The 19,768-nt window shown below is 67.0% G+C and carries 19 protein-coding genes; 6 read left to right on the top strand and 13 right to left on the bottom strand.

Features of this window, described 5'->3' with window-relative positions; all coding sequences use genetic code 11:
- The first annotated feature begins 382 nt into the window (after positions 1-382).
- The gene (locus EPL00_RS13815; RefSeq protein WP_135853829.1) at positions 383-841 is read left to right on the top strand and encodes a phosphate-starvation-inducible PsiE family protein; all 459 of its coding nucleotides are present in this window, start codon (positions 383-385) and stop codon (positions 839-841) included.
- 125 nt (positions 842-966) lie between these two features.
- Here the strand turns inward: EPL00_RS13815 and EPL00_RS13810 are convergent, their stop codons facing one another.
- Complete coding sequence (locus EPL00_RS13810; protein ID WP_135853830.1) at positions 967-1,587, bottom strand: hypothetical protein; 621 nt, start codon at positions 1,585-1,587, stop codon at positions 967-969.
- Between the two features lie 237 nt (positions 1,588-1,824).
- Between EPL00_RS13810 and EPL00_RS13805 the strand changes: the two genes are divergently transcribed.
- The gene (locus tag EPL00_RS13805) at positions 1,825-3,417 is read left to right on the top strand and encodes a methyl-accepting chemotaxis protein (protein WP_135853831.1); all 1,593 of its coding nucleotides are present in this window, start codon (positions 1,825-1,827) and stop codon (positions 3,415-3,417) included.
- A gap of 295 nt (positions 3,418-3,712) precedes the next feature.
- Here the strand turns inward: EPL00_RS13805 and ppc are convergent, their stop codons facing one another.
- The gene (gene ppc, locus EPL00_RS13800) at positions 3,713-6,406 is read right to left on the bottom strand and encodes a phosphoenolpyruvate carboxylase (RefSeq protein WP_135853921.1); all 2,694 of its coding nucleotides are present in this window, start codon (positions 6,404-6,406) and stop codon (positions 3,713-3,715) included.
- Between the two features lie 217 nt (positions 6,407-6,623).
- Here ppc and EPL00_RS13795 point away from each other — a divergent pair, with 217 nt between their 5' ends.
- On the top strand, positions 6,624-8,147 hold the full coding sequence (locus tag EPL00_RS13795; protein WP_135853920.1) for an RAD55 family ATPase: 1,524 nt from the start codon (positions 6,624-6,626) through the stop codon (positions 8,145-8,147).
- On the opposite strand, the gene EPL00_RS13790 is transcribed toward EPL00_RS13795, so the two are convergent.
- Entirely contained in the window at positions 8,148-9,158 is a 1,011-nt protein-coding gene (locus tag EPL00_RS13790; RefSeq protein ID WP_162224223.1) for a hypothetical protein, read from the bottom strand.
- 203 nt (positions 9,159-9,361) lie between these two features.
- On the opposite strand from EPL00_RS13790, the gene EPL00_RS13785 reads away from it, so the two are divergent.
- The gene (locus EPL00_RS13785) at positions 9,362-9,748 is read left to right on the top strand and encodes a DCC1-like thiol-disulfide oxidoreductase family protein (RefSeq protein WP_135853918.1); all 387 of its coding nucleotides are present in this window, start codon (positions 9,362-9,364) and stop codon (positions 9,746-9,748) included.
- A 36-nt stretch (positions 9,749-9,784) separates the two neighbouring features.
- Here EPL00_RS13785 and EPL00_RS13780 read toward each other — a convergent pair whose 3' ends face one another.
- The 4 genes from EPL00_RS13780 to EPL00_RS13765 form a co-directional block, all read right to left on the bottom strand.
- Entirely contained in the window at positions 9,785-10,114 is a 330-nt protein-coding gene (locus EPL00_RS13780; RefSeq protein ID WP_135853917.1) for a transcription factor S, read from the bottom strand.
- An 81-nt stretch (positions 10,115-10,195) separates the two neighbouring features.
- Positions 10,196-10,711, bottom strand: a complete 516-nt coding sequence (locus EPL00_RS13775) for a DedA family protein (protein WP_135853916.1) — start codon at positions 10,709-10,711, stop codon at positions 10,196-10,198.
- Positions 10,712-10,763: 52 nt separating this feature from the next.
- Positions 10,764-11,540, bottom strand: a complete 777-nt coding sequence (locus EPL00_RS23825) for a hypothetical protein (protein WP_238398208.1) — start codon at positions 11,538-11,540, stop codon at positions 10,764-10,766.
- The gene (locus EPL00_RS13765; protein WP_135853915.1) at positions 11,537-12,454 is read right to left on the bottom strand and encodes a coiled-coil domain-containing protein; all 918 of its coding nucleotides are present in this window, start codon (positions 12,452-12,454) and stop codon (positions 11,537-11,539) included. Before EPL00_RS13765 ends, EPL00_RS23825 begins: the two co-directional genes overlap by 4 nt.
- 170 nt (positions 12,455-12,624) lie before the next feature.
- Here EPL00_RS13765 and EPL00_RS13760 point away from each other — a divergent pair, with 170 nt between their 5' ends.
- Positions 12,625-13,368, top strand: a complete 744-nt coding sequence (locus EPL00_RS13760; RefSeq protein WP_135853914.1) for an HAD family hydrolase — start codon at positions 12,625-12,627, stop codon at positions 13,366-13,368.
- Positions 13,369-13,406: 38 nt separating this feature from the next.
- Here EPL00_RS13760 and EPL00_RS13755 read toward each other — a convergent pair whose 3' ends face one another.
- Positions 13,407-13,757, bottom strand: coding sequence for a hypothetical protein (locus tag EPL00_RS13755; RefSeq protein ID WP_135853913.1), 351 nt, complete (start codon positions 13,755-13,757; stop codon positions 13,407-13,409).
- Positions 13,758-13,872: 115 nt separating this feature from the next.
- Between EPL00_RS13755 and EPL00_RS13750 the strand changes: the two genes are divergently transcribed.
- Positions 13,873-14,253 (top strand): MarR family transcriptional regulator, encoded by a 381-nt coding sequence (locus EPL00_RS13750; protein WP_135853912.1) that lies wholly within the window; start codon positions 13,873-13,875, stop codon positions 14,251-14,253.
- On the opposite strand, the gene EPL00_RS13745 is transcribed toward EPL00_RS13750, so the two are convergent.
- The 5 genes from EPL00_RS13745 to EPL00_RS13725 form a co-directional block, all read right to left on the bottom strand.
- Positions 14,254-14,592, bottom strand: a complete 339-nt coding sequence (locus tag EPL00_RS13745; protein WP_135853911.1) for a hypothetical protein — start codon at positions 14,590-14,592, stop codon at positions 14,254-14,256.
- A complete protein-coding gene (locus EPL00_RS13740; protein WP_135853910.1) occupies positions 14,579-16,249 on the bottom strand; it encodes a GTPBP1 family GTP-binding protein in 1,671 nt (556 codons plus the stop codon). Before EPL00_RS13740 ends, EPL00_RS13745 begins: the two co-directional genes overlap by 14 nt.
- A gap of 124 nt (positions 16,250-16,373) precedes the next feature.
- The gene (locus EPL00_RS13735; protein ID WP_135853909.1) at positions 16,374-17,402 is read right to left on the bottom strand and encodes a restriction endonuclease; all 1,029 of its coding nucleotides are present in this window, start codon (positions 17,400-17,402) and stop codon (positions 16,374-16,376) included.
- A 63-nt stretch (positions 17,403-17,465) separates the two neighbouring features.
- Positions 17,466-18,959, bottom strand: coding sequence for a BGTF surface domain-containing protein (locus EPL00_RS13730; protein ID WP_135853908.1), 1,494 nt, complete (start codon positions 18,957-18,959; stop codon positions 17,466-17,468).
- A 119-nt stretch (positions 18,960-19,078) separates the two neighbouring features.
- Positions 19,079-19,648: a DnaJ domain-containing protein gene (locus EPL00_RS13725; protein WP_135853907.1), complete on the bottom strand. Its 570-nt coding sequence runs from the start codon at positions 19,646-19,648 to the stop codon at positions 19,079-19,081.
- Positions 19,649-19,768: the final 120 nt, after the last annotated feature.

Below are 19,768 nucleotides of genomic sequence, written 5' to 3'. Positions count from 1 at the left end.
CTCGAACGGTGGGGTCCTCCTCGCACCGTGATATTCCGCTCGCAACTGGTTGAATTCGATTACCGAGGAGGCGACTCCGCGACGCTTGGCTCAGCCCTCTCTCAGGTTAGTCGGACTGGCGGTCCCCGGCCCCGACTCCGGCCGACCGCACGAAACGTCCGGGCGAGGGTCGTCGCGCTCTCGTACTTGAACCTTGGCGAGAACGGCGGTCTCCTCGTGTGGAGCAATACTTACAACTAGTAAACAAATGTATAGAGAGTGAACGAAATCCTAAATATGTCCTTATCACTGACGCCGAGACCGGCGCTGGCGAGCGTCTCCCGATGTGAACCGCGGTTCGGGGGCAGAACGCACTTCCGGCGGGCGGACGAGTTGTACGCTAATGGACCGGTTGCAAGCAACGCGCGTCACCGACTGGCTGGAGGGGTCGGTGACGTTCCTCCAGACGGTCATCGCCGCGTTTCTGGTCGTCTTGCTCCTGTTGGGCGTGGTCAATCTCGGCATCACCATCGTCGCGTCGCTGACGACCTTCGGCGCGACCGAACCCACGGACATCGTCTCGCTGATTCGGTCGGCCATCGACATCGTCCTCTATCTGTTCGTCGTCGTGGAACTCTACAAAACCGTCGTGGCGTACGTCGAGGCCCAGAGCGTCGTCATCGCGGTCATCCACGCGGGCCTCATCGCGGTCGTCCGTCAGATTATCATCTTCAAGCCCGACGAGTACTCTCCGACCGAGGCCATCACCATCGCGGGCGTCTACGCGTTGCTCCTCGCGGCGCTACTCGTGGGGTTCTACGTGGTCCACGGCCAAATCGAGGACGAGGAGGCCGTCGAGTGACTCGGTCTCCTCGTTCGCCCGGAGTATCGCGTCGTTCGAACGAGCCAACTTCCCCTTGAACGGTCACGAAGGGGTGCCCGAACGAAGCTGATGCGGCTACCGGCGTCGGCACGTCGGTCTGGCGTTCAGTTATCTCCCGCCCCGTCGTCGGTACTCACGCCCGGCCCGGTCTTCACGTCGATTCCCGGCACTTTGATGGCTTCGACGCCCAACAGCCCGTCGGGACACCGGTTGGTCCGGGAGATAACGAACGGCGTACCGAGCGGGATGTCGGAGGGCTGTGCGTCTACGAAGATGGTGTCGCGCTCGACCAGTTGGGTCGCTCTCACCGTCGGATTCCGGCCGTAGAATCCGACCGTCCGACCCGCGTTCTTCCAATCGACGAGGATGCCCTCCCAGATATTGAGGTTCTCGGGGGGCCACTCGTCGCCGAAGTTACACTGGGCGACCGCCTCCTCGTTTATTCCTTGAATCTGGTCGGGAGTTCGGTCTTTCCGGTCGGTCATGATGATCAGCTTCTGGCGGACGTTTCCACCGAGGCGGTCGGGATACTGAAGCACCATCCGCCGACCGTAGAAAGAACCGTCTTGGTCCTCCTCGTCGGTGTCGCCCCCTTGGCCGCCTCCGTCTTGGGCGCGCACGCCACCAGTGAGACTGCTCGTCGCTCCGCCGACGCCGAACGCGCCGACGACACTCTGCTTGAGAAAGCTCCGTCTATCGAAGTCAAATGGTCGTTTCTCGGTCATCTCCCCACCTGCTTCGAAACACGCCGCCGACACCTGTAACGGTTGTTGCCGTCACTCGGCCCCGTGTCGGTTCGAGTACCCGGCTTCGGGCAAAATCTGTAGCGGCGGGACTGAGCGTCGCCCTCGGACGACCGCCTCGTCGCTGTCTGTCACGCTTCGGGCCGCGAACTTCGGCGTCCCGTCGCCGGAAATCGCATTGATTTAAGTCCCTCGATATATATTTTGTGATTGACTAAAATGACTGAAATATTCGCCGAGGACGACACTTCGGTCGCGCTCGCCCCGGACGAACTCGACGCTCGGAAGGCGCTCGTCGGGTTCGACCAGACGGACGCCGAGACGCTCGCGAACCTCTCGCTGGCCGACCGCGAGGGAGCCATCGTCGATAGGCTCCTCGCGGGGTACGAGAGTCGCGACGACGTGGACGACGAACAGGCCGCGACGCTCGCGGACTTCGGTACGGCGCTGACCGCGGCGGAGTTCGACGCCGACGCGTTCGCCGAGCGCGGGCGCTTCGGGGCGGCCCACGACGCCCTCGGGCTATCGCCGTCGGCGTACCTCGCCAGTCACGCTCGCTGGGTCGAGGCGGTCCTGCCCGCGCTCCGGGAGCGACTGGAGGCCGACATCGAGGAGACCGTCCGGGAACTCGCGCCGACCGCCGACGGCGACGAGTCCGGCGAGGCGGCCACCGACGGCGGCGAGCGGTCGAACGACCGCGACCCTCGTCAGGGAGCGGAGCGGACTGACGGCGGAGCGGTCGTCGCCGACGACTCGGCCGGAGACGACCTCGACGTGGTAGTCGAGCAGGTCGAGGCCCACGTCGGCGAGGCGTTCGAGGAAGTCGCGTCGCTCGCGCGCCTGTCGGCGCTCGACGCGGGCGTCGGTCTCGACGCCTACGGGGTCGGCGGTGCGGACGAGGACCTCCGCGAGGAGGTCGAGCAGTTGCGCGAGGAGAACGAGCGACTGGAACAGCGACTCGACCGCGCGGAGGCCATCGGCGAGAAGACGCAGGCGACCGTGACCGACTTGGACGCTTCGTCGGAGGACGTGAACCAGAGCGCCCAAGAAATCAGCCAACTCACCGACGAGCAGTCCGACCGGATGAACCAGATCGCCACCGAGGTCTCCAAGCAGAGCGCCACCATCGAGGAGATAGCCGCCAGCGCCGAGGAGGTCGGCGAGCAGAGCCGCGAGGCCCAGCAACTCGCCGAGGAGGGCAAGGAACTCGGCGAGCGCGCCATCGAGGCGACCAAGGACACCGACGAGGCCCGCGAGAGCATCGTGGAGGACGCCCAAGCCTTGCAGGACGCCGTGGAGGAAATCGGCGACGCGGTGGACATGATAAACGACGTGGCCGACCAGACCAACCTGCTGGCGCTCAACGCCTCCATCGAGGCGGCCCGCGCTGGCGAGGCCGGAGACGGCTTCGCGGTCGTCGCCGAGGAGGTCAAGAACCTCGCCGAGGAGTCCCAGACCCGCGCCTCCGAAATCGAGTCGATGGTCGAACGCATCGAGGACCGCGCCCAGAGTACCCTCGACAGTCTCGGCGAGAGCGAGCGGTCCATCTCCGAGACGGTTGACGCGGTCGAGCAGACCGGCGACAAGCTAGAGCGCATCGTGGACGCCGCGACCGAAACCGCGACCGGGATGGGCGAGATTACCGACGCGACCGACCAGCAGGCCGCCAGTACGGAAGAGGTCGCCAGCATGATAGACGACGCCGCCGAGAAGGCCGACCGCGTCTCCGAGGAGGTGGACAACATCGCCGCCGCGACCGAAGAGCAGGTGATGATGATAACCGACCTCGACGACACGGTGTCGAAACTGTAGGGCAATCTATCGGCGGGAGAGCTTTCTCCGTCTGCTTCGTCCTATTTTGCGAGTACGGCTATCATCTGAAAAGTCTCGACCGCACCGGCAACTGCGACGACCACTATTCTTGAGCCGCTGAAAACCGCAACCGCGACCGCAACGCCAGCAACCACAACCGCGACTGCAACCGCAAACTGCAACGCCAGCAACCACAACCGCGACTGCAACCGCAAACTGCAACGCCAGCAACCACAACCGCGACTGCAACCGCAAACTGCAACGCCAGCAACCACAACCGCGACTGCGACCGCGACTACCCCGTGTTCTTCATCCCGGCCGCGATGCCCTTTACCGTCAGGCGCAGGGTGCGTTCCTCCTCGGGAGTCAGGTGCGACTGGGAGAGGAGTTTCGTCTGGAGGAGGTTCAGCGGGTCCACGTAGGGGTTGCGGCGCTCCAGACTCTCCTCCAACCACTCGCGGGTCAGCAGGCCGTCGCGTTCGGCGATGTCGGTCACGAGTTCGACCGCGCGGTCGTACTCCGACTCGATGACCGGGAAGAACTGCTCGCGCCGGTCGCTTGGCGCGAGGTCGGCGTACTCCGCGGCGATGTCGAGGTCGGTCCGGGCCAGCGCGAGGGCGGCGTTGTCCACCATCGTCCGGAAGAACGGCCACTCGTCGTACATCTCGCGCAGGGTTTCTACGTCACCCTCGGAGTCGAGGTAGGCGTCCAACCCGGAGGCCAGCGAGTACCACCCCGGCAGGATACACCGGGCTTGGGTCCACGAGAACACCCACGGAATCGCCCGCAGGTCCTCGACCGTGCGCTCGCCCGACCGCGAGGCCGGGCGCGAGCCGAGGTTCAACTCCTCGATGACCTCGATTGGCGTCGCGTCCTCGAAGTACGAGACGAAGCCGTCGGTCTCCAGCAGATTGCGATAGGCCTCGCGGGCGGCGTCCGCGGCCGTCTCCATCGCTTCGTCCCACTCGTCGGGGACCTCCTCGACCGGTTCGCGGACCGCCTCGTGGCGCGCCCGGATCTGGGCGTTGAGCATCTGTTCGAGGTTCCGCTCGGCGATTTTGGGGTTGGCGTACTTCTCGGCGATGGCCTCGCCCTGCTCGGTGAATTTGACCTCGCCCGTCACCGTCTCGTTCGGGAGCGCCAGCAGGGCGTCGTTCATCGGGCCGCCGCCCCGCGAGATTGAGCCGCCCCGACCGTGGAACAGTCGCAGGCGCACGTCGTGGTCGTCGCAGATGTCCGCGAGTCGCTTCTGGTTGCGGTAGAGGCTCCAGTTGGCCGCGAGGAAGCCGTTCTCCTTGTTCGAATCCGAGTAGCCCAGCATGATTTCCTGCGTGCCGCCGCGGGCCTCCACCGCGGCCGAGTAGGCTTCGTTCTCGAACAGCGTGCCCATGATGCGCCGGGCACCCGAGAGCGCCGACTCGGTCTCCAGCAGGGGCACCACGTCCAGCCCCGAGTAGCCCGGCAGGTCCACGACTCCGGCTTGGTCCGCGAGGAAGAGGACTTCGAGGACGTGACTCGGCTCCTCGGTCATGCTGATGCAGTAGGTGTCGATGGCCTCGACGCCGTACTCGACCTGCCAGTCGGCGGTGCGGTCGAACAGCGTGAGGACGCGCTCGGTCGTCTCCGAGAGGTCGTCGCCCCCGTCGAGGTCGATGATGGGTTCGTCCTGTAGGATGGCGTCGGTCAGCGTCTCGACGCGCTCGTCTTCGTCCATCTCGCCGTAGTCGATGCCTTCGCGGGCCAGCGCCTCGGTGACGGCCTCGGTGTGGTTCTTCTGGTGGTCGCGCAGGTCGAGGCTCGCCAGCGAGAGACCGAAGGTAGCGACGCGCCGCCGGAGCGGGTCCACGCGGGCCTCCGCGACCGTCTCCGCGCCGTTCTCGCGCAGGCTGTCGGCCAAGGCGTCCACGTCGGCCAGCAGTTCGTCGGCGTCGTCGTAGCCGCCGGGACGCACGTCGCCCACGCGGTCGAGGCGTTCGCGCATCAGCTTCAGCTTCTGACGGTACGGTTCGTCGGGGTACCGCTCTCGGGCCTCGTCGGCGACGCCCGGCAGTCGCTCGCGGTCGGCCTCCAGTCGCTCTCGCAAGTCGTCGCCGACCGCGACGCTCCGGTCGTCTTGGCTCAGGACCCCCGAGAGGCGCTTGCACTCCTCGCGGTAGCGCGAGACGACGACCTCGCGCTGGCGTTCCAGCGTCTCGGCGGTCACGTCGGGCGTGACGTAGGGGTTGCCGTCCCGGTCGCTCCCGGCCCACGACCGGAACTCGAAGAGCTTGGGCACCTCCACGTCCTCGAACTCGTCGCCGAGCGCGCGCTCCAGTTCGTCGTAGGCGTCACCCACCACGTCGAACAGCGTGTTTTCGAGGTACCACTGGACGTTCAGCGCCTCGTCGGTGACTTCGGGCCTGCGCTGGCGGACCTGCGGCGTCTGCCAGAGGCTCGTCACTTCGGCCTCCAAATCGCGCTCGACCAGTTCCTCCTCGCGGTCGGTCAGCCTGCGCTCGTCTAACGTCTCGATGGCCTCCGCGACCGCCCGGAGTTTCGCCTTCACCGTCTTCCGGCGGGCCTCGGTCGGGTGGGCGGTGAAGGTGGGTTCGACCAGCACGTCGTCCAAGACCCGCTGGACCTCCTCTGCGTCGGCCCCGTTCTCGGCGAGGAGTCGGGCGGCCTCGGCCACGCTGTCGGCGAGCGGTCCCTCCTCGGACCCCTCGCGGACGGCCCGGACGCGTTCGCGCTCCTCGGCGAGGTTGATGAGTTCGAAGTAAGTGGCGAACGCGCGCGCCACGACCCCGGCGCGCTCGGGCGGCAGGTCCGCGAGGTTCGCGCGCAAGTCGTCGCGACTCTCGGCGTCGCCGCGCCGGTAGTCGATGGCCTCGGTCCGGACGGATTCGACTATCTCGAACGCCTCCGCCGAGGTCTGGGCTTCGAGTACGTCTCCGAGGAGCGCGCCGAGTTCCCGCACGTCCCGGCGCACGTCTCTGGCGTGGAGTTGCATACCACGTGGTACGCGCTACGGGGGCTAAAACGTCGGGAAGGCGTGAAAATTGCCACTCGAAGACGAGTAAACTCTGCTCACCGCCGGGAGCCGACGACGTGTCGTCGGTCTTCCATCGAAAAGTCGTCGTCGTCGTTTCAATTTCACCGAAGTTTCCCGGTGAATCGAGCGAAGTAAAGTGTTAAGTTCAAGTCGGGAGGACGAGAACGCACGACAAATGCCAGTCTCTACGGGGAGCGACGTGTTGGACCGAATCCTCGACGGTGGGTTTCCGGAGAACCGGTCGATTCTAGCGTCCGGTGGGCCGGGAGTCGGCAAGAGTACGCTCGCCATGCAGTTCCTCCAGCAGGGACTGGACGACGGCGAGGAGTGTCTCTACGTCTCGACCGAGCAGACTGCCGACGAGTTGCGCTCGGCGTTCGAGGAGTTCGACTTCGAGTTGGACCACCCGAACCTGACGCTGGTCCACCTCCACGCCCGCACCGGTCGCACGCTCGAAGAGGGCGAGCAGAACTTGACGATGCAGACCTCGACCGACGAGGAGGTGTTGGGCGAGGGGTACTCGGCCCCCTTCGAGATGCAGTACGTCGAGGAGTACCTCTCGCGGTTCGGTCCCTGCGACCGCGTGGTGTTCGACAGCACCGCGAGTCTCGCGGGCATCGAGAGCGACTCCCATTTCTTCCAGCGGGCGATTCTCGACCTCGTGCGCCTGTTCACCGACGACTTCGGGGCGACCTCGCTGTTGACCGCCGAATCGACCGCGGGCGACTCGGGCGACGAGTCGGGCGACCGACTCTCGCCCGAGACGGTGTTGGAGTTCTCGACTCACGGCGTCGTCCGACTCCGCCGCAACGAGGTCGAGGGTAACTCCCGGCGGTTCCTCCGGGTCCTCAAGATGCGGGGCATCGACCACGACACCCGCGAGTACGAACTCGGAATCGACGAGAGCGGCGTGTTCCTGACGCCCCAGAACCGGACCCACGAAACCGGGGCCGACCGCGACGACGTTATCTCGACGGGCTTCGAGGGACTGGACCGAATCAGCGGCGGCATCACCAAGGGGAGCGGCGTCCTCTTCGAACACGACGGGCGAGCGTTCGTAGACGGACTGGTGGTCGGCGCGGCCGCCAGCGCGCTCGAATCGGGGATGGGCATCTGGCTCGTCCCCTCGCCGTCGCTGACGCCCGACCGCTTCGAGTCGATGCTTCCCCTCGACGCGGACATCGGCGACCTGCTGGACTCGAACGCGCTGTTCGTCCTCGACTCGTTCAACGCGTGGAACGCCTACGGCGACCACCGGAACGTCTACACCGTCTCGTCGAGCGGCCTCCTCAGCCGACTGGTCGCCAAGAGCAAGACGCTCTCGATGAACTTCGTCAAGCGCGTGCTGGCCGACATCACCGACCGACGCGACCTGCCCGTGATGGCGCTGGTCTACACCGAGGCCCTGCTCCGGTGGTTCGAGCCGTCGCAGGTCCGGGAAATCTACTACTGGGCGCGCGAGGACATCGCCTTCGACGACGACACCGCGATGTACGTCCACAACCCCGACACGATGGGGACCAACCTCGCGGAGTTCTTCGTCTACGACGCCCAGCACATGTTCCGGACGTGGAAACACGAGAACGGCATCCAGTACGTGCAGGTCGAGAAGTCCATCTCCGAGACCACCAAGTCGATGGGCATCGTGGACCACGTCGAGGAGGCCCCCTTCGTTCGGGTCGTCCAGTCCACCAAGTAGTCAGATTCTGCCCTTCGCCCGGAGGAAGTACTGGAGGACCGTCTCCATCCCCTCGACGTACGAGGTGGCGTCGATGGCCGAGAGGTCCGCGGCGAGTCGTTCCAACTCCTCGTAGTGGCGCTGCCACTGCTCGAAGAAGACGGCTTCGACGCCAGCGTCCCGAAGCTCCTCGATGACCGTCTCGCGGAACGCCGCGTCGGTCCGGAGCCGTTCGAGTTCGTCGTAGTCCAGCAGCCCCGATTCCAGCGCGTGGACGACCGGGCCGGAACTGAAGTCGATTTCGTGGACCTCGCGTTCCCACGTGGCGATCCAGTTGCCGATGCGGGCCATCATCTGGGCCTGCCACACCATCTGGCGGAGCGTCGCGAGGTCCGACCGGGGGAACGTCGGCCCGAACATCAGGTCGATGTCCGCGTACGCGAACATCATGATGTTGTGCGACTCGTGGACCGTCAGCTCTCTGGTGTTTGCGAGTTCGGGGTATCTGTCCAGCAGGTAGGAGTAGTGGACCGCGTTGGTCGCCTGCTCGGCGTCGAACCGCAGTAGGGGGAAGTACTCCTCGGACCGCGGGGCGCGTTTCAGTACGTCACACAGCGTCGCCCAGACCTCGCGGACGAGTTCGAGTTGGCGTGTCTGGACCTCCTCGCGGTCGGTGTCGGCCTCGTACTCGGCGTGGGGAATTTTCACCGCCTCGTCGAACGTCTCGCGGTCGTGGTCTTTCTCCAAGAAGTCGTCGACGATGGTGATGAAGACGCCAGCGAGCATCTTCGCCGTCCGGGCGTCGGCGACGTGTTCGTCGGGCACGAACGAGAACGTGAACTGCGGGGTCAGCCAGTGAAACCACTTCCAGAGGAAGGGGTCGCGTGTGCCGTCGAACCGCTCGTACTCCTCGACGAGTTCCGTGACCTCCGGCGGGAGTTCGTGGTCCGCGATGGCCTCCACGTCGGCAGTGCTGTCACCTGATTTCACTGCCTCGACGAGTTCCGTCACGTCCGCACCCATTGTATCCACTGTCAGACAGCCAGCGGCGATATTTATAGTTTGGTGTTCGCTACAATCATACATCAGGTTTCTATTCGACGGCAGAGGCGGGGAAAGCGCGACCTATCGTCGCCTCGTGCCGGGACGCTCGGCGCTTCTGCTCGCGGCGTTACCGACGCTCGGAGTGGTCGAATCCAGTAGGAATTAGTTGCCCGACGCTCGTCTATCACGGTATGAGCGACGTGACGCTCGTCTACGACGACGACTGTGGCTTCTGTACGTGGTGGGCCGACTTCTTCGAGCGCCGGTCGGACTTCGAAATCGTCGGGTTCTCGAACCTGACCGACGACCAGCGCGCGCGCCTGCCCGACGACTACGAGGAGTGTTCCCACCTCCTGACCGATGGCGAGGTCTACTCCTGTGGCGAGTCGCTGGAACAGGCGCTGGTCCGGTCGAACGTCGGCGACGGTCTCGGGCCGCTGGTCGGGTTCCTCCGCAACTTCGAGGACTACGAGGAGTTCCGGGAATCGGCGTATCGGACGGTCGCCGACCACCGGAGCGAACTCGGATTCGTGGTCTCGAAGACGCCGCCCGCGAGACGCGACGACCGCGAGTACTGAGTTCCCCCTCGCCGCCCACCGTCGGCGAGACCGCGGTTAGCTGTACTCCCGCCAGCGGTGGCCACACTCTTGACACTTGAAGAAACGCGTCGGCGGTTCGTCGGCCGCGCCGGTCTGCTTGATGGTGTACCACGCCTTGCCGTGGCCGCACTCGTCGCAGGTCACGTCGTCGGCGGTCGGCTTGCCCTCGAAGTTGGCGTCCTCGGAGGTCTCGATGACCTCGTCGCCGCTCTGCTCCTCGGTCGAGACGAACTCCGCGGCGACCTCCTCGTCCTTGTCGGTGGTGTCCTGACAGTCGTCGTTCGTACAGACCATCTTCGACCCCATCGACTTCATCATGGAGCCGCATTCGTCGCAGAATTGCATGCTCGGAGGTAACTCGCGGGTACTGATAAGGGCCACGTTCGATTTTCTCCGTCTTCGAATCGCGTCGATTCGAGTATTTCTTCACCCGAGACCGAGCAGGTTCAGGCCCGTCTCGACTGCCGCCGCCACGACCGCCGCGAACGCGAGCGCGCCGACCGCCGAGTAGAGCGTGAACTTCCAGCGGGCCATCCCCGCCAGCCCCGCCGGAATCGAGACCACCGAGCGCAGGACCGGCAGAAGCCGCCCCCAGAGGACCGAATGCTCGCCCCAGCGCCGGAACCATCCCGTCGCGCGCTCGATTCGCTCCTCCGAGACCCGGAGCGACCCGCCGCGCGACGAGAGCGCCGAGCGCCCGCGCTCGCCGAAGACGTGGTACGCGAACAGGCTCCCGACCGTCGTTCCGACGACCACCGCGGCGGCGAACAGCGCGAACGTGACGGGACCGGCGACGAGGAGCGCCGCCGCGCCGGGCACGACCACTTCGCTCGGCAGGAGCGGAAAGAGCATCGACGCCTCTAGAAACGTGAACACGGCGAGCGCGAGGTAGCCGTACTGCTCGACCAGTCGGAGCGCCGTCTCTCCGAGATGCTCGAACACGCTCGGCGTTCGCGCTCCGGTCGGATAACCCGGTCGGCCGGAGTTGCCCGAGTCACGAGTCGTCCGACTCGCCGTCCGTGTCGGTGATGGTTCCGATGTCCTCCTCGCCGTCTACCACCATCGGACAGTCGGCGACCCGGAAGTGGTCGGAGTCTACCATCGCCAGAATGTCGGTGCCCTCGTGCGTGCAAGCCAACTCCGGCGGCTCGCCGAAGTGCGGACAGCCGTGACAGGTCGTCTTCGGAATCGTCCGCACGTCGCGGCCCGCGGGGTCGGCGGCGCGGTCGGCTTCGTCCGCGACCCAGTCGGCAGGCGAGTCCGTCGCCGCCGACTCCGCCGCGGTCGCGTTCGTCGCGTCCGCCGTGGTCGCGCCCGCCGCGGTCGCGTTCGCCGCGTCTGTCGAAGGATCGGACGTACTCCCCGACGAGACTGCCGCGTCGCCGGACCGGTCGGCCGGGGCCGACGCCGTCTCCCCCTCGCCGCCAGCGGCCAACTCCTCCCAGAGTCGCTCGCCGTCCACTTCGCCCACCTCGACCGACTCGAAGGCGTCGGCGTCGTCGCGCTTGCGGGTACGGCGCTCGTCCACCGCCGCGGCCACGTCGGCCAGCGGCCCCTCGCGCTCCGAGCGGTCCCGGCCGTCACGTCCGTCGGGGCGCTCGCCGTCGCGTCCGGGGGACGCCTCGTCGCGCCGGGACCGCCTTCCCGTCCGCTGGCGGACCTCCTCGGCGAGGTCCCCGAGCGGTTCGTCGGGGTCGCGGTCGCCCCGCTCCGGCGGTCGCGCTCGGTCGTCGCGTTCCGACCCGTCTCGGTCGTCGCGCTCGTCGCTCATCCGTCCTCCTCGCCGAGAACGTCGTCGAGGGCGCTCTCGACATCGCGGCGTTCGACATCGCGATTCTCGGTCTCGGTCACGTCCCCGAGGTCCCAGTCGGCGCGCTCGCCCTCCAGCGCGGGCGGGTCGCCGACGACGAGTTTCGCCGACCCGAACAGCCCCTGCTTGGGTTCCACGTCGCTGAACGTGCTGGCACAGTGGGGGCACTTCGGTTCGGCCAGCAGGCCGACGTGGACCGTCTCGCCGCAGTGGCCGCACTTGGCCGATTCGACGCCCCGGCGGTTGGCCAGATGGGCGAGTTCGTCGGCCGCCGCGCGGGCGGCGTGGCGCGCGGTCAGCGTCCGTGTCTGGTCGCGCAACTCGACGGTGACCTCCGCGAGCGTGGTCAGTCTGGCTTCGAGGTCGTCGGTCGCGTCGGTCAGGTATTCGAGTACGTCCTCGTAGTTGTCGAAGCCGGTCTGGACCTGCTCGTCCAGTTCCTCGACGCTCGCCGAGAGCGCGTCGAGTTCGTCGGCCAGTCGGTCGGCGCGGTCGGCCACGCTTTCGGTCTCCTCGCGCAGGTCGGGGTGGTCGTGGTCGGCGGGGGCCTTCCCGTCCGTCTCGCGTTTGACCTGTACCACCCGCTCGCGCACGTCCTGAATCTTCTCGTCGAACTCCTGCTCGGCGTCGGCGAGGTCGGCCTCGACCTCCGCGAGTTGGGTCTCGAACTCCTCGCGGGTCGCCGACAGTCGCTCACCGAACTCCCGCTGGAGCGCCGCGAACGCCTCGCCGTCTACGGCCTCGGGCGCGTCGCCGTTCCGGAGGCGAGCGAGGAGTTCCTCGCGGCTCACGCCTAGCTCCTCGGCCTTCGCGTCGAGCCACCCCTCCAGCGAGTCGTCCGCCCCCGACGGCTCGCCGACATCTTCGCCTGCCATTCGGTCGGAATTCTCACAGCCTCGACTTAATGGTTGGCCTCCGAAGCGACAACGGTCCCGTCGCTGACACTCGTCGCCGAGGTTCAGTCGGTCGAATCGAGGCGGCTCGACCCCGGTCGGCCGCGACCGACACGGTTTTTCGGTCCGCGGTTCTCGTCGCTACCGAGAGCATGGCCGACGACCCGCCGCTCGCCGACCCCGCATCCGCCGACTCCGCACTCGCCGACCGCCCCGCGCTCGCCGACGCGGACGCCGTTCTCTTCGACCTCGACGGGACACTCGTGGAGTACGAACGGTCGCCCGGACGGCTCCTCGGTCTCGCCTTCGAGTCGGCGGGCGTCGCCCCGTTTTTCGACGTGAGCGAGTACTTCGACCGGTTCGAGGACCACCTCGCGCCCGGCGTCTCCATCGCCGAGGGCCGGGCGAACTGCTTCGCCGCAATCGCCGACGACAGCGGTTTGGACCCCGAACGCGGTCGGGCGGTCGCCGAGGCCTTCCGCGAGGAGCGCGACCAGTCCCGCGTCGAGTGCCTTCCCGGTGCGACCGCGGCGCTGGACGCGCTCGCGGCCGACCACGCCCTCGGCGTCGTGACCAACGGCCCGCCCGAGATGCAGGCCACGAAGTTGGAGGCGGCCGGTCTGGCCCACCGCTTCGAGACGGTCGTGTTCGCGGGCCACGACGCGGCCGCCAAGCCCGACCCCGAACCCTTCGAAGTCGCCCTCTCGGAGTTGGGCATCGAACCGGACCGCGCGGTCCACGTCGGCGACTCGCTGTCGTCGGACGTGGCGGGCGCTCACGCGGCGGGTCTGCGCTCGGTCTGGGTGTCCGCCGAGGAGAACCGGACCGCGAACCCGGACCCGGTGCCGGACTCCTCGGTGTCGTCGCTGACGGAGTGGGCGTACTCGGGAGACTGACGCCTTCGGGGTCGCCGGTTTCGACCGCAGGAGGAGGGTCACTCGGAGAACCGGTCGAACGCGTCCGCCACGAGCATCCCCGCGCCCGCCGCGACCATCAGCAGGCTGTACCACTCCGAGGAGGCCGCGTACTCGACCAGTCCGAAGCCGACCATCCCACCGAAGAAGGCCACTCGCCAGCGGCGCGTGTCGGTCGCGTCGCGAAGGACGCCGACCGCGAGGACGCCGGTGATGTAGAGACTGCTCGCGCTGGTCGCCAGCGCGTCGATGCCGCCTTCGCGGACCGACAGCGCGGCGGCCGCCAGCGCGACCGCGAAGAGGAGCGAGGCGAACACCTTGGCGACGAGGGTCACGTCGAACTGCGCTCGGGAGGGCGAGCGTCGGGTCACATCCGGGACTGCGGACGCCGGACTGAAAAACGTCGGTGGGTCGCTGTTCGGTGTGTACCCCGAGTACGATAGTTACGGAGTAACAGTAATTACGTTACGTGCAGTACGTACGTTCGTGTCCATCGACATCGATGAGTTCGAAGAGAAGAGCGAGACCGAACTCGCCGACCTGACGAACGGCGAGCGCGTCCTCCGATTTCTCGCTCACAACGACAGCCGAGCGTTCAAGCCCGCCGAAATCGCGGAACAAACCGGCGTGAGTAAGAACTCCATCGGCAACGTTCTCGGGAGACTGGAAGACCGTGCCCTCGTTCGTCACAAGGGTCCGTACTGGGCCATCACCGACGACGAACAGCGCCTCGCGTCCTTCAGTAACTACTTCCAGACGACTTCGGCACTCAACGACCGCCTCGGCGAGGAGGACCCCGACGAGTGGGCCGTCCACGCTCCAGACGAGTCACATCCGGACGCGGACCGAGACGACCGAGAAGACTGATCATCGGAGGTCCAGTAGGTTCGCGGCGACCATCACGACGCCCAATACGGCGAGCAACAGCGAGAACAGGTCGCCCGCCGTGGCGTACTCGTAACCGCCCCACAGAGCGACCCCGGCGAAGAAGGCCACCTGCCAGTTGCGCGTGTCCATCGCGTTCCGGAAGATTCCCCCGACGAGAAGCCCGGTCAGGTAGACCCCGAACAGCGCCGAGACGATTCCCTCGCCGGTCCGGACCGCGACGACGAGTCCCGCGACACTGAGGAGGAACAGGACGGCCGCGAACGCCTTCGTGGCGGTGGTGACGAGTCGGTTCCGGTCCACGTTCCTACTGGCCCTCACTGCGGTCGCCCGCGTCCGAGTCCGACTCCTCGCCGGGGTTCACGGCTTTCACCGTGCCGACGCCCTTGCTCTGCCCCTCGCGGAAGACGAAGCGTTGGCCCTCCTCGACGAGGTAGGGCCGGAACTTGAACCGGACCGTCGTGTTGCCCGAGTCGCCCGGCAGGAGTTGGCCGCCTTCGGGGTGGAACGTCGCGGCCTCGCTGACGGTTTCGAGGTGGACGACCGGCTCGTAGCCGTCGTCGATTCTGGTCGGGTGGTTGAGGACGACGACCTCGGCCTCGAACTCCCGGACCGGTTCGGGGTCGGCGTCCGCCGGGAGGAGAACCATGCCGCGCTCGATGTCCTCCTCGCGGACGCCCTTCAGCGCGATGCCGACGATGCGGCCCGCCTTCGCCTCGTCCACGCGGTGGTAGTGCATCTCGATGGACCGGACTTCGACCTCGCGGAACGCGCCGTCGGCCATCGGTCCCAACAGCAACTCGTCGCCCGCCTCGACCTCGCCGGACATGATGGTGCCGGAGGCGACCGCGCCGACGCCCGTCACCGAGTAGGTCCGGTCGATGTACATCCGGAAGGGTCCCGACTGGGCGGTCGTCTTGGGCAGGCGCTCGAACAACTCGTCCAGCGTGTCCAGTCCGTCCATCGTGACCGCGCTGGTCGTCAGCACCGGGACGACGTTCTCGCTTATCTCCTCGACTGCGGCGTCCACGCCGTGGCGGTCCACCAGCAGAGGAGTCTTGTCAACGTCTCGGAGCAGGCGCTCGACCTCGCGCTCGACCTCGGCGACGCGCTCGGGTGCCACGGCGTCGGCCTTCGTGATGGCGACGACGGTCGGGAGTTCGGTCGCCAGCAGGACGCCAAGATGCTCGCGGGTGGTCTTCGTCGGCCCGTCGTCGGCGGCCACGGTCAGCAGGCCGTAGTCGAGTTTCTGGCCGACCAGCCCCCGAATCGTGGTCCGGAGCCACGGCTCGTGGCCCACGGTGTCCACGAACGAGACCAGTTTGTCGGACTCCTCGACCACGCGCGCTCGGTCGGTCTTCCGGTGGGGGTTGTCCATCCGGACCGGCCCCTCGCCGTCGAAACCGTAGACGGCGTACGAGAGGTCCGCCGAGAGGCCCCGCTCGACCTCGTGGGGTTGCACGTCGAGGAACCCGCGCGTGCCGCCCTCGCCGTCGTCGGCCTGTCCGGTCACGAGCGACCCGACCAGCGTGGACTTGCCGTGGTCGACGTGGCCCGCGGTCCCGACCACGATGTGTTCGCTGTCGGTGTCGAGCATCGCGCCCTCCCGAACCGTGGCGACGCCGACGAGACCCTCGGCTTCGCCTTCGGTTGTGACGGTCCCGTCGGTGATGCCCCACGTCTGTACGTCCTCGATGTGGGCACCGGCCTCCTCGGCGAGGAGACTCAGCACGTCCATCGACTCCGAGAAGTCGTCGTGGCTGATTCCGGCGATGCCGCCGTCGTCGGTCACGCCGACGACGTAGGTCGCTTCGCCGTCGCCGGACAGTACGCGGTGGCGGAGTTGGGCCGCGAGACTCTCCATCCGGCCGTCCGCGAGGTGCAGTTCCCGAGTAAGTCGTTCTTTGAACTCGACGCTGCCGCCCTCCTGTTCGCCGCGGTCGAGGGCCTGCTGCAACGCGGCCCTGTTCGGGCACATGTGACGGAATTAGGGCGGAGTCGTCAAAAGCCTTGCCCGCGTCCGTACGACTACGTTACCCACGTTATCCGTCGAATACACGCCTCTCAGGATTAGTTCGTTATCGGGGGAAGGCGGAAGAATGTTACCGTCGGGCGACGGTGACCGCGAGGTCCGAATCGCGCGTAAACTCGACCGTGACGGGGGTTCCGGTCGCGTTCTGGTCGTAGACGAGGGTTCCGGACGACCCCTCCGGCACCGCGAACACCAACCACCCGGTGTAGCGTTGCCTCGGCGAGATGGCGAAGTCGATGAACCCCTCGTGGTCGGCCAGCGGTTGCTGGCCGTAGGTCCGGTTGTCGGTCCGGAACTTGAACGCCGACTTCGTCAGTTGGGTCTTCTCCTCGCCGGTGTTGTTGATGGCCATTCGGACGAGGACGAACTGCTTGCCCCGCGGTGCGGGATACGCCTGCCCGTCGCTCTCGTTCGGGTCGATGGTGTCGGTGACGCGGGCGTTCCACGTGACGCTGAGCGTCGTCGCGCTGTTGTCGGGCGAGACCGACTCGGCGGAGACCGGGCCGTCGCCACCGCCGCCGAGGAAGGGTATCGAGACGCCCGAGAGGAGGCCCGCGGCCAGTAGCGCGACCACGACCACGACCGCGAGGGCGGGTTTCACCGGGACGGACGTGTCCCCGAGCGCGCCCGAGAGGTTCGCCCCTATCCGGTCGCCGACCGCCCGCAACTGGTCGAGCGGGGAGTCGGCGTCGTCGGACCCACTGCTGGCCTCTCTTCCGGCGTCCCCGCCGCCGTACTCGTCGGCGAGGTCGGTCCACTCCTTCTGTTTCAGGATGCGGGCGACGCCCTCGCCGTCGAGGAGTTCGACGCCCGACCCCTGCGAGACCTTCTCAGCGTGGTCCGAGACGGTCCCGGCGGTGACGATGGCCGACTCGGAGACCTCGTACTGCTGGCACACCTTGGCGAACTGCTGGACCTGTTGGCCCCCAACCTCGCCGTCGGGAATCGCCCACAACAGGCCCTCCTCGCCCGTGTTCGGTCGTTGGACCGCGACGAACGTCTTCCCGTCGTCGTTCTTGACCTGCGTCTGCCAGCCTTGACGCTCCCAGAGGGCCGCAACGAACTGCCCGAACTCCGATTGGTCCATTCCCTGCAACATGATTTCACCGCGGGGGAACCGTGTTCGCCTTCATATCCTCAGCCCCCGTATAAAAAACATCGCCTACCTCCGGCGGGCGGCAACGAGGCCACCCGCCAGCAGTGCGACGAGTCCGACGAGCGGGCCGAATCCGGGGACCGGGACGAGACCGCCGCCACCGCCACCGTCGCTCGCGCCGTCAGCGTCGCTCGCGTTCTCGACCGCCCGTTGGGTCAGCGGTTTCGAGGTGGCGTCTACGGGGGCCTGCGTCAGGCCCGCCGCGGTTGTCTTCGTCGTTTGGGTCGCAGTATCCGGCGGCGCGGTCGTCCGCGTCGCGGTCTCGGTGGTCGTCGGGTCCGGTGTCGCCGTCGTCGTCGGGTCGGGTGCGGCCGTCGTCGCGGTCGGCGTCGCCTCGATGGCGACGATTCCCGGAACGGTGCGCTTCTGGTCCGCTAGCCGAATGTCGAACTCCCGGCCGGGTTCGATGTCCGAGAAGTCGAACGTCGTCTCGAACGTCCGCTCGTTCGTGACCGTGACGGTCCGACCCATGTGGAACGGCGGGATGTCGTCGTCGCGCGCCGAGATGTTGATGGTCGAACCGGGCGTCAGCGACGTACTCCCGCGAATCGTGGTCTTCCCGTCTACGACGATTTTCTCGCCCGGTCCGTTGCGATTCAGGTCCACTTGGCGGTCCACGACTTTGATATTGGCCGAAACGTTCTCGCGCTTCTTCGTCAGCGGACTCTCCTTCGGAACGACGAACTCGACGCGGTACGCGTCGCCGGGTTCGATGCCGTGGCTACTCGTGTCCACCGCGAGGTAGAATCCCTCCCGGTCGCCGACGGTGAAGACGCGCGAGGCTTCTGCACCGTAGAACCGGTTAGGGTCAGCGTTCGGTTGCGTGCTCGTCTGCACGAAGTTTACCTGCATTACGTCGTCGTTCTCGCTCAGGATGGCCGCATCGAGCGCCCCCTTGACACCGGTCGCGTTGATGTGGACGAGTAGCCAGTCGTCGTAGGCGACTTTGCCGCCGGGTGCGACTCCGTGTTTCTCCATGCCCTGCTTCGAGGAGACCTCCTTCGCGCCGACCCCGTCGGGCGCGATTCGGGTGGAGACGCCGAACGTCCCGCGCTCTTCGAGGACGAGCGCGCCGATGCCGAGTTCGTTGCCGTTCCTCGTGACGTTCATCGTGTACTTGGCGGCACCGAGCGGTTTGTTCAGGTCCGAGAGACCGAACTCGATCAGCGTACCGCCGGAGATGGCTTTCTCCATTTCTTCACGACTCTTCGCCATTCCCGCGCGATACGTATCCAACCTGACCTTTTTCTTCCCGCCGCCAACCTTTATTCGCAACCAGAACGCGTCCGAGGGCGACCCGATGTTGAGGTAGCCGCCGCCGTTGGTCTGGACCGTGATGTTGGCCACGTCGCCGCGCTCCTCGTAGACGACGCTCGGCGTGAACGACACGCTCGCCGCGGTAGCGTTCCCGGTCCCGCTCGTGGCGAGGGCCGGGACGACGCTGGCGACGAGGAGGACTGCGACGAGGGCGACGACGCGGGACGGGGAGTTCGCTGACATGGCGGAGCGAAAGTTAGCGACGTGTTGTGACCCATCCGTAATAAATCCGATTGGTAAGCGCCGTGGCGGTTCCGTCGCGGAGTTTCGCCCCGACGAGGCAGATTTCGGACCGCCGAGGCTCAGTTCCGGTCGTTCAGCACTTCGTAGGCTTCCTTCACACGCTTGAACTGCTCCTCGTCGCCGGTCTCGCGGTCGGGGTGGACCGACTTGACCTTCCGGCGGTAGGCTCGTCGCACGTCGTCGGCGTCGGCGTCCCTGTCGAGGTCGAGGACGCGGTACGCCTCCGCAGGGGTCGGTCCGGTGTCGCCGACGGTTTGGGCGCGCCGTCTCCCGCGGCCTCCTCGCTCGCCGCGTCCACCTGCCGCGCCGCGAGCGCGTCGGCCACGGGCCTCCCGGCCGTCGAAGCCGCCGTCGGCGTCGAACCCCCGGCGACCCGAGAAAGAGTCGCGCGGCCCGGCACCGAACCCGCCGGTCTCGGAGTCGGCGCGCCGGTAGCTCCCGGCCCGCCCGCTCGCGACGCGCTCGCGGAGCCGACCGCTCGCGTGGTACCAGACGAGGTAGGCGGCGACCCCGAAGGGGACCGCGATTGCGAGGAGCGCGGGCGTGTAGACGAACGCCAGCACGAATTCGAGCGTGGCGATGCCCGCGAGGACCGCCGCCAACCCGAACAGGAGCCGCTCTTGCTGCACGCCTCGCCCTTCGTGGCGGGGGACCGTAAGCGTCTCGCTCGGCGCGATTCGCTCGCGGGGTTAGTCGGGTTTCGGATGTCTATTCCGACTCGGCGCGTGCGGACGCGTCGCCGTGGGCGA

Source organism: Halorussus salinus (genome assembly GCF_004765815.2).
Lineage (GTDB): Archaea > Halobacteriota > Halobacteria > Halobacteriales > Haladaptataceae > Halorussus > Halorussus salinus.
The sequence above is the reverse complement of the archived record's forward strand: the minus strand, read 5'-3'. Positions and strand labels throughout refer to the sequence as shown.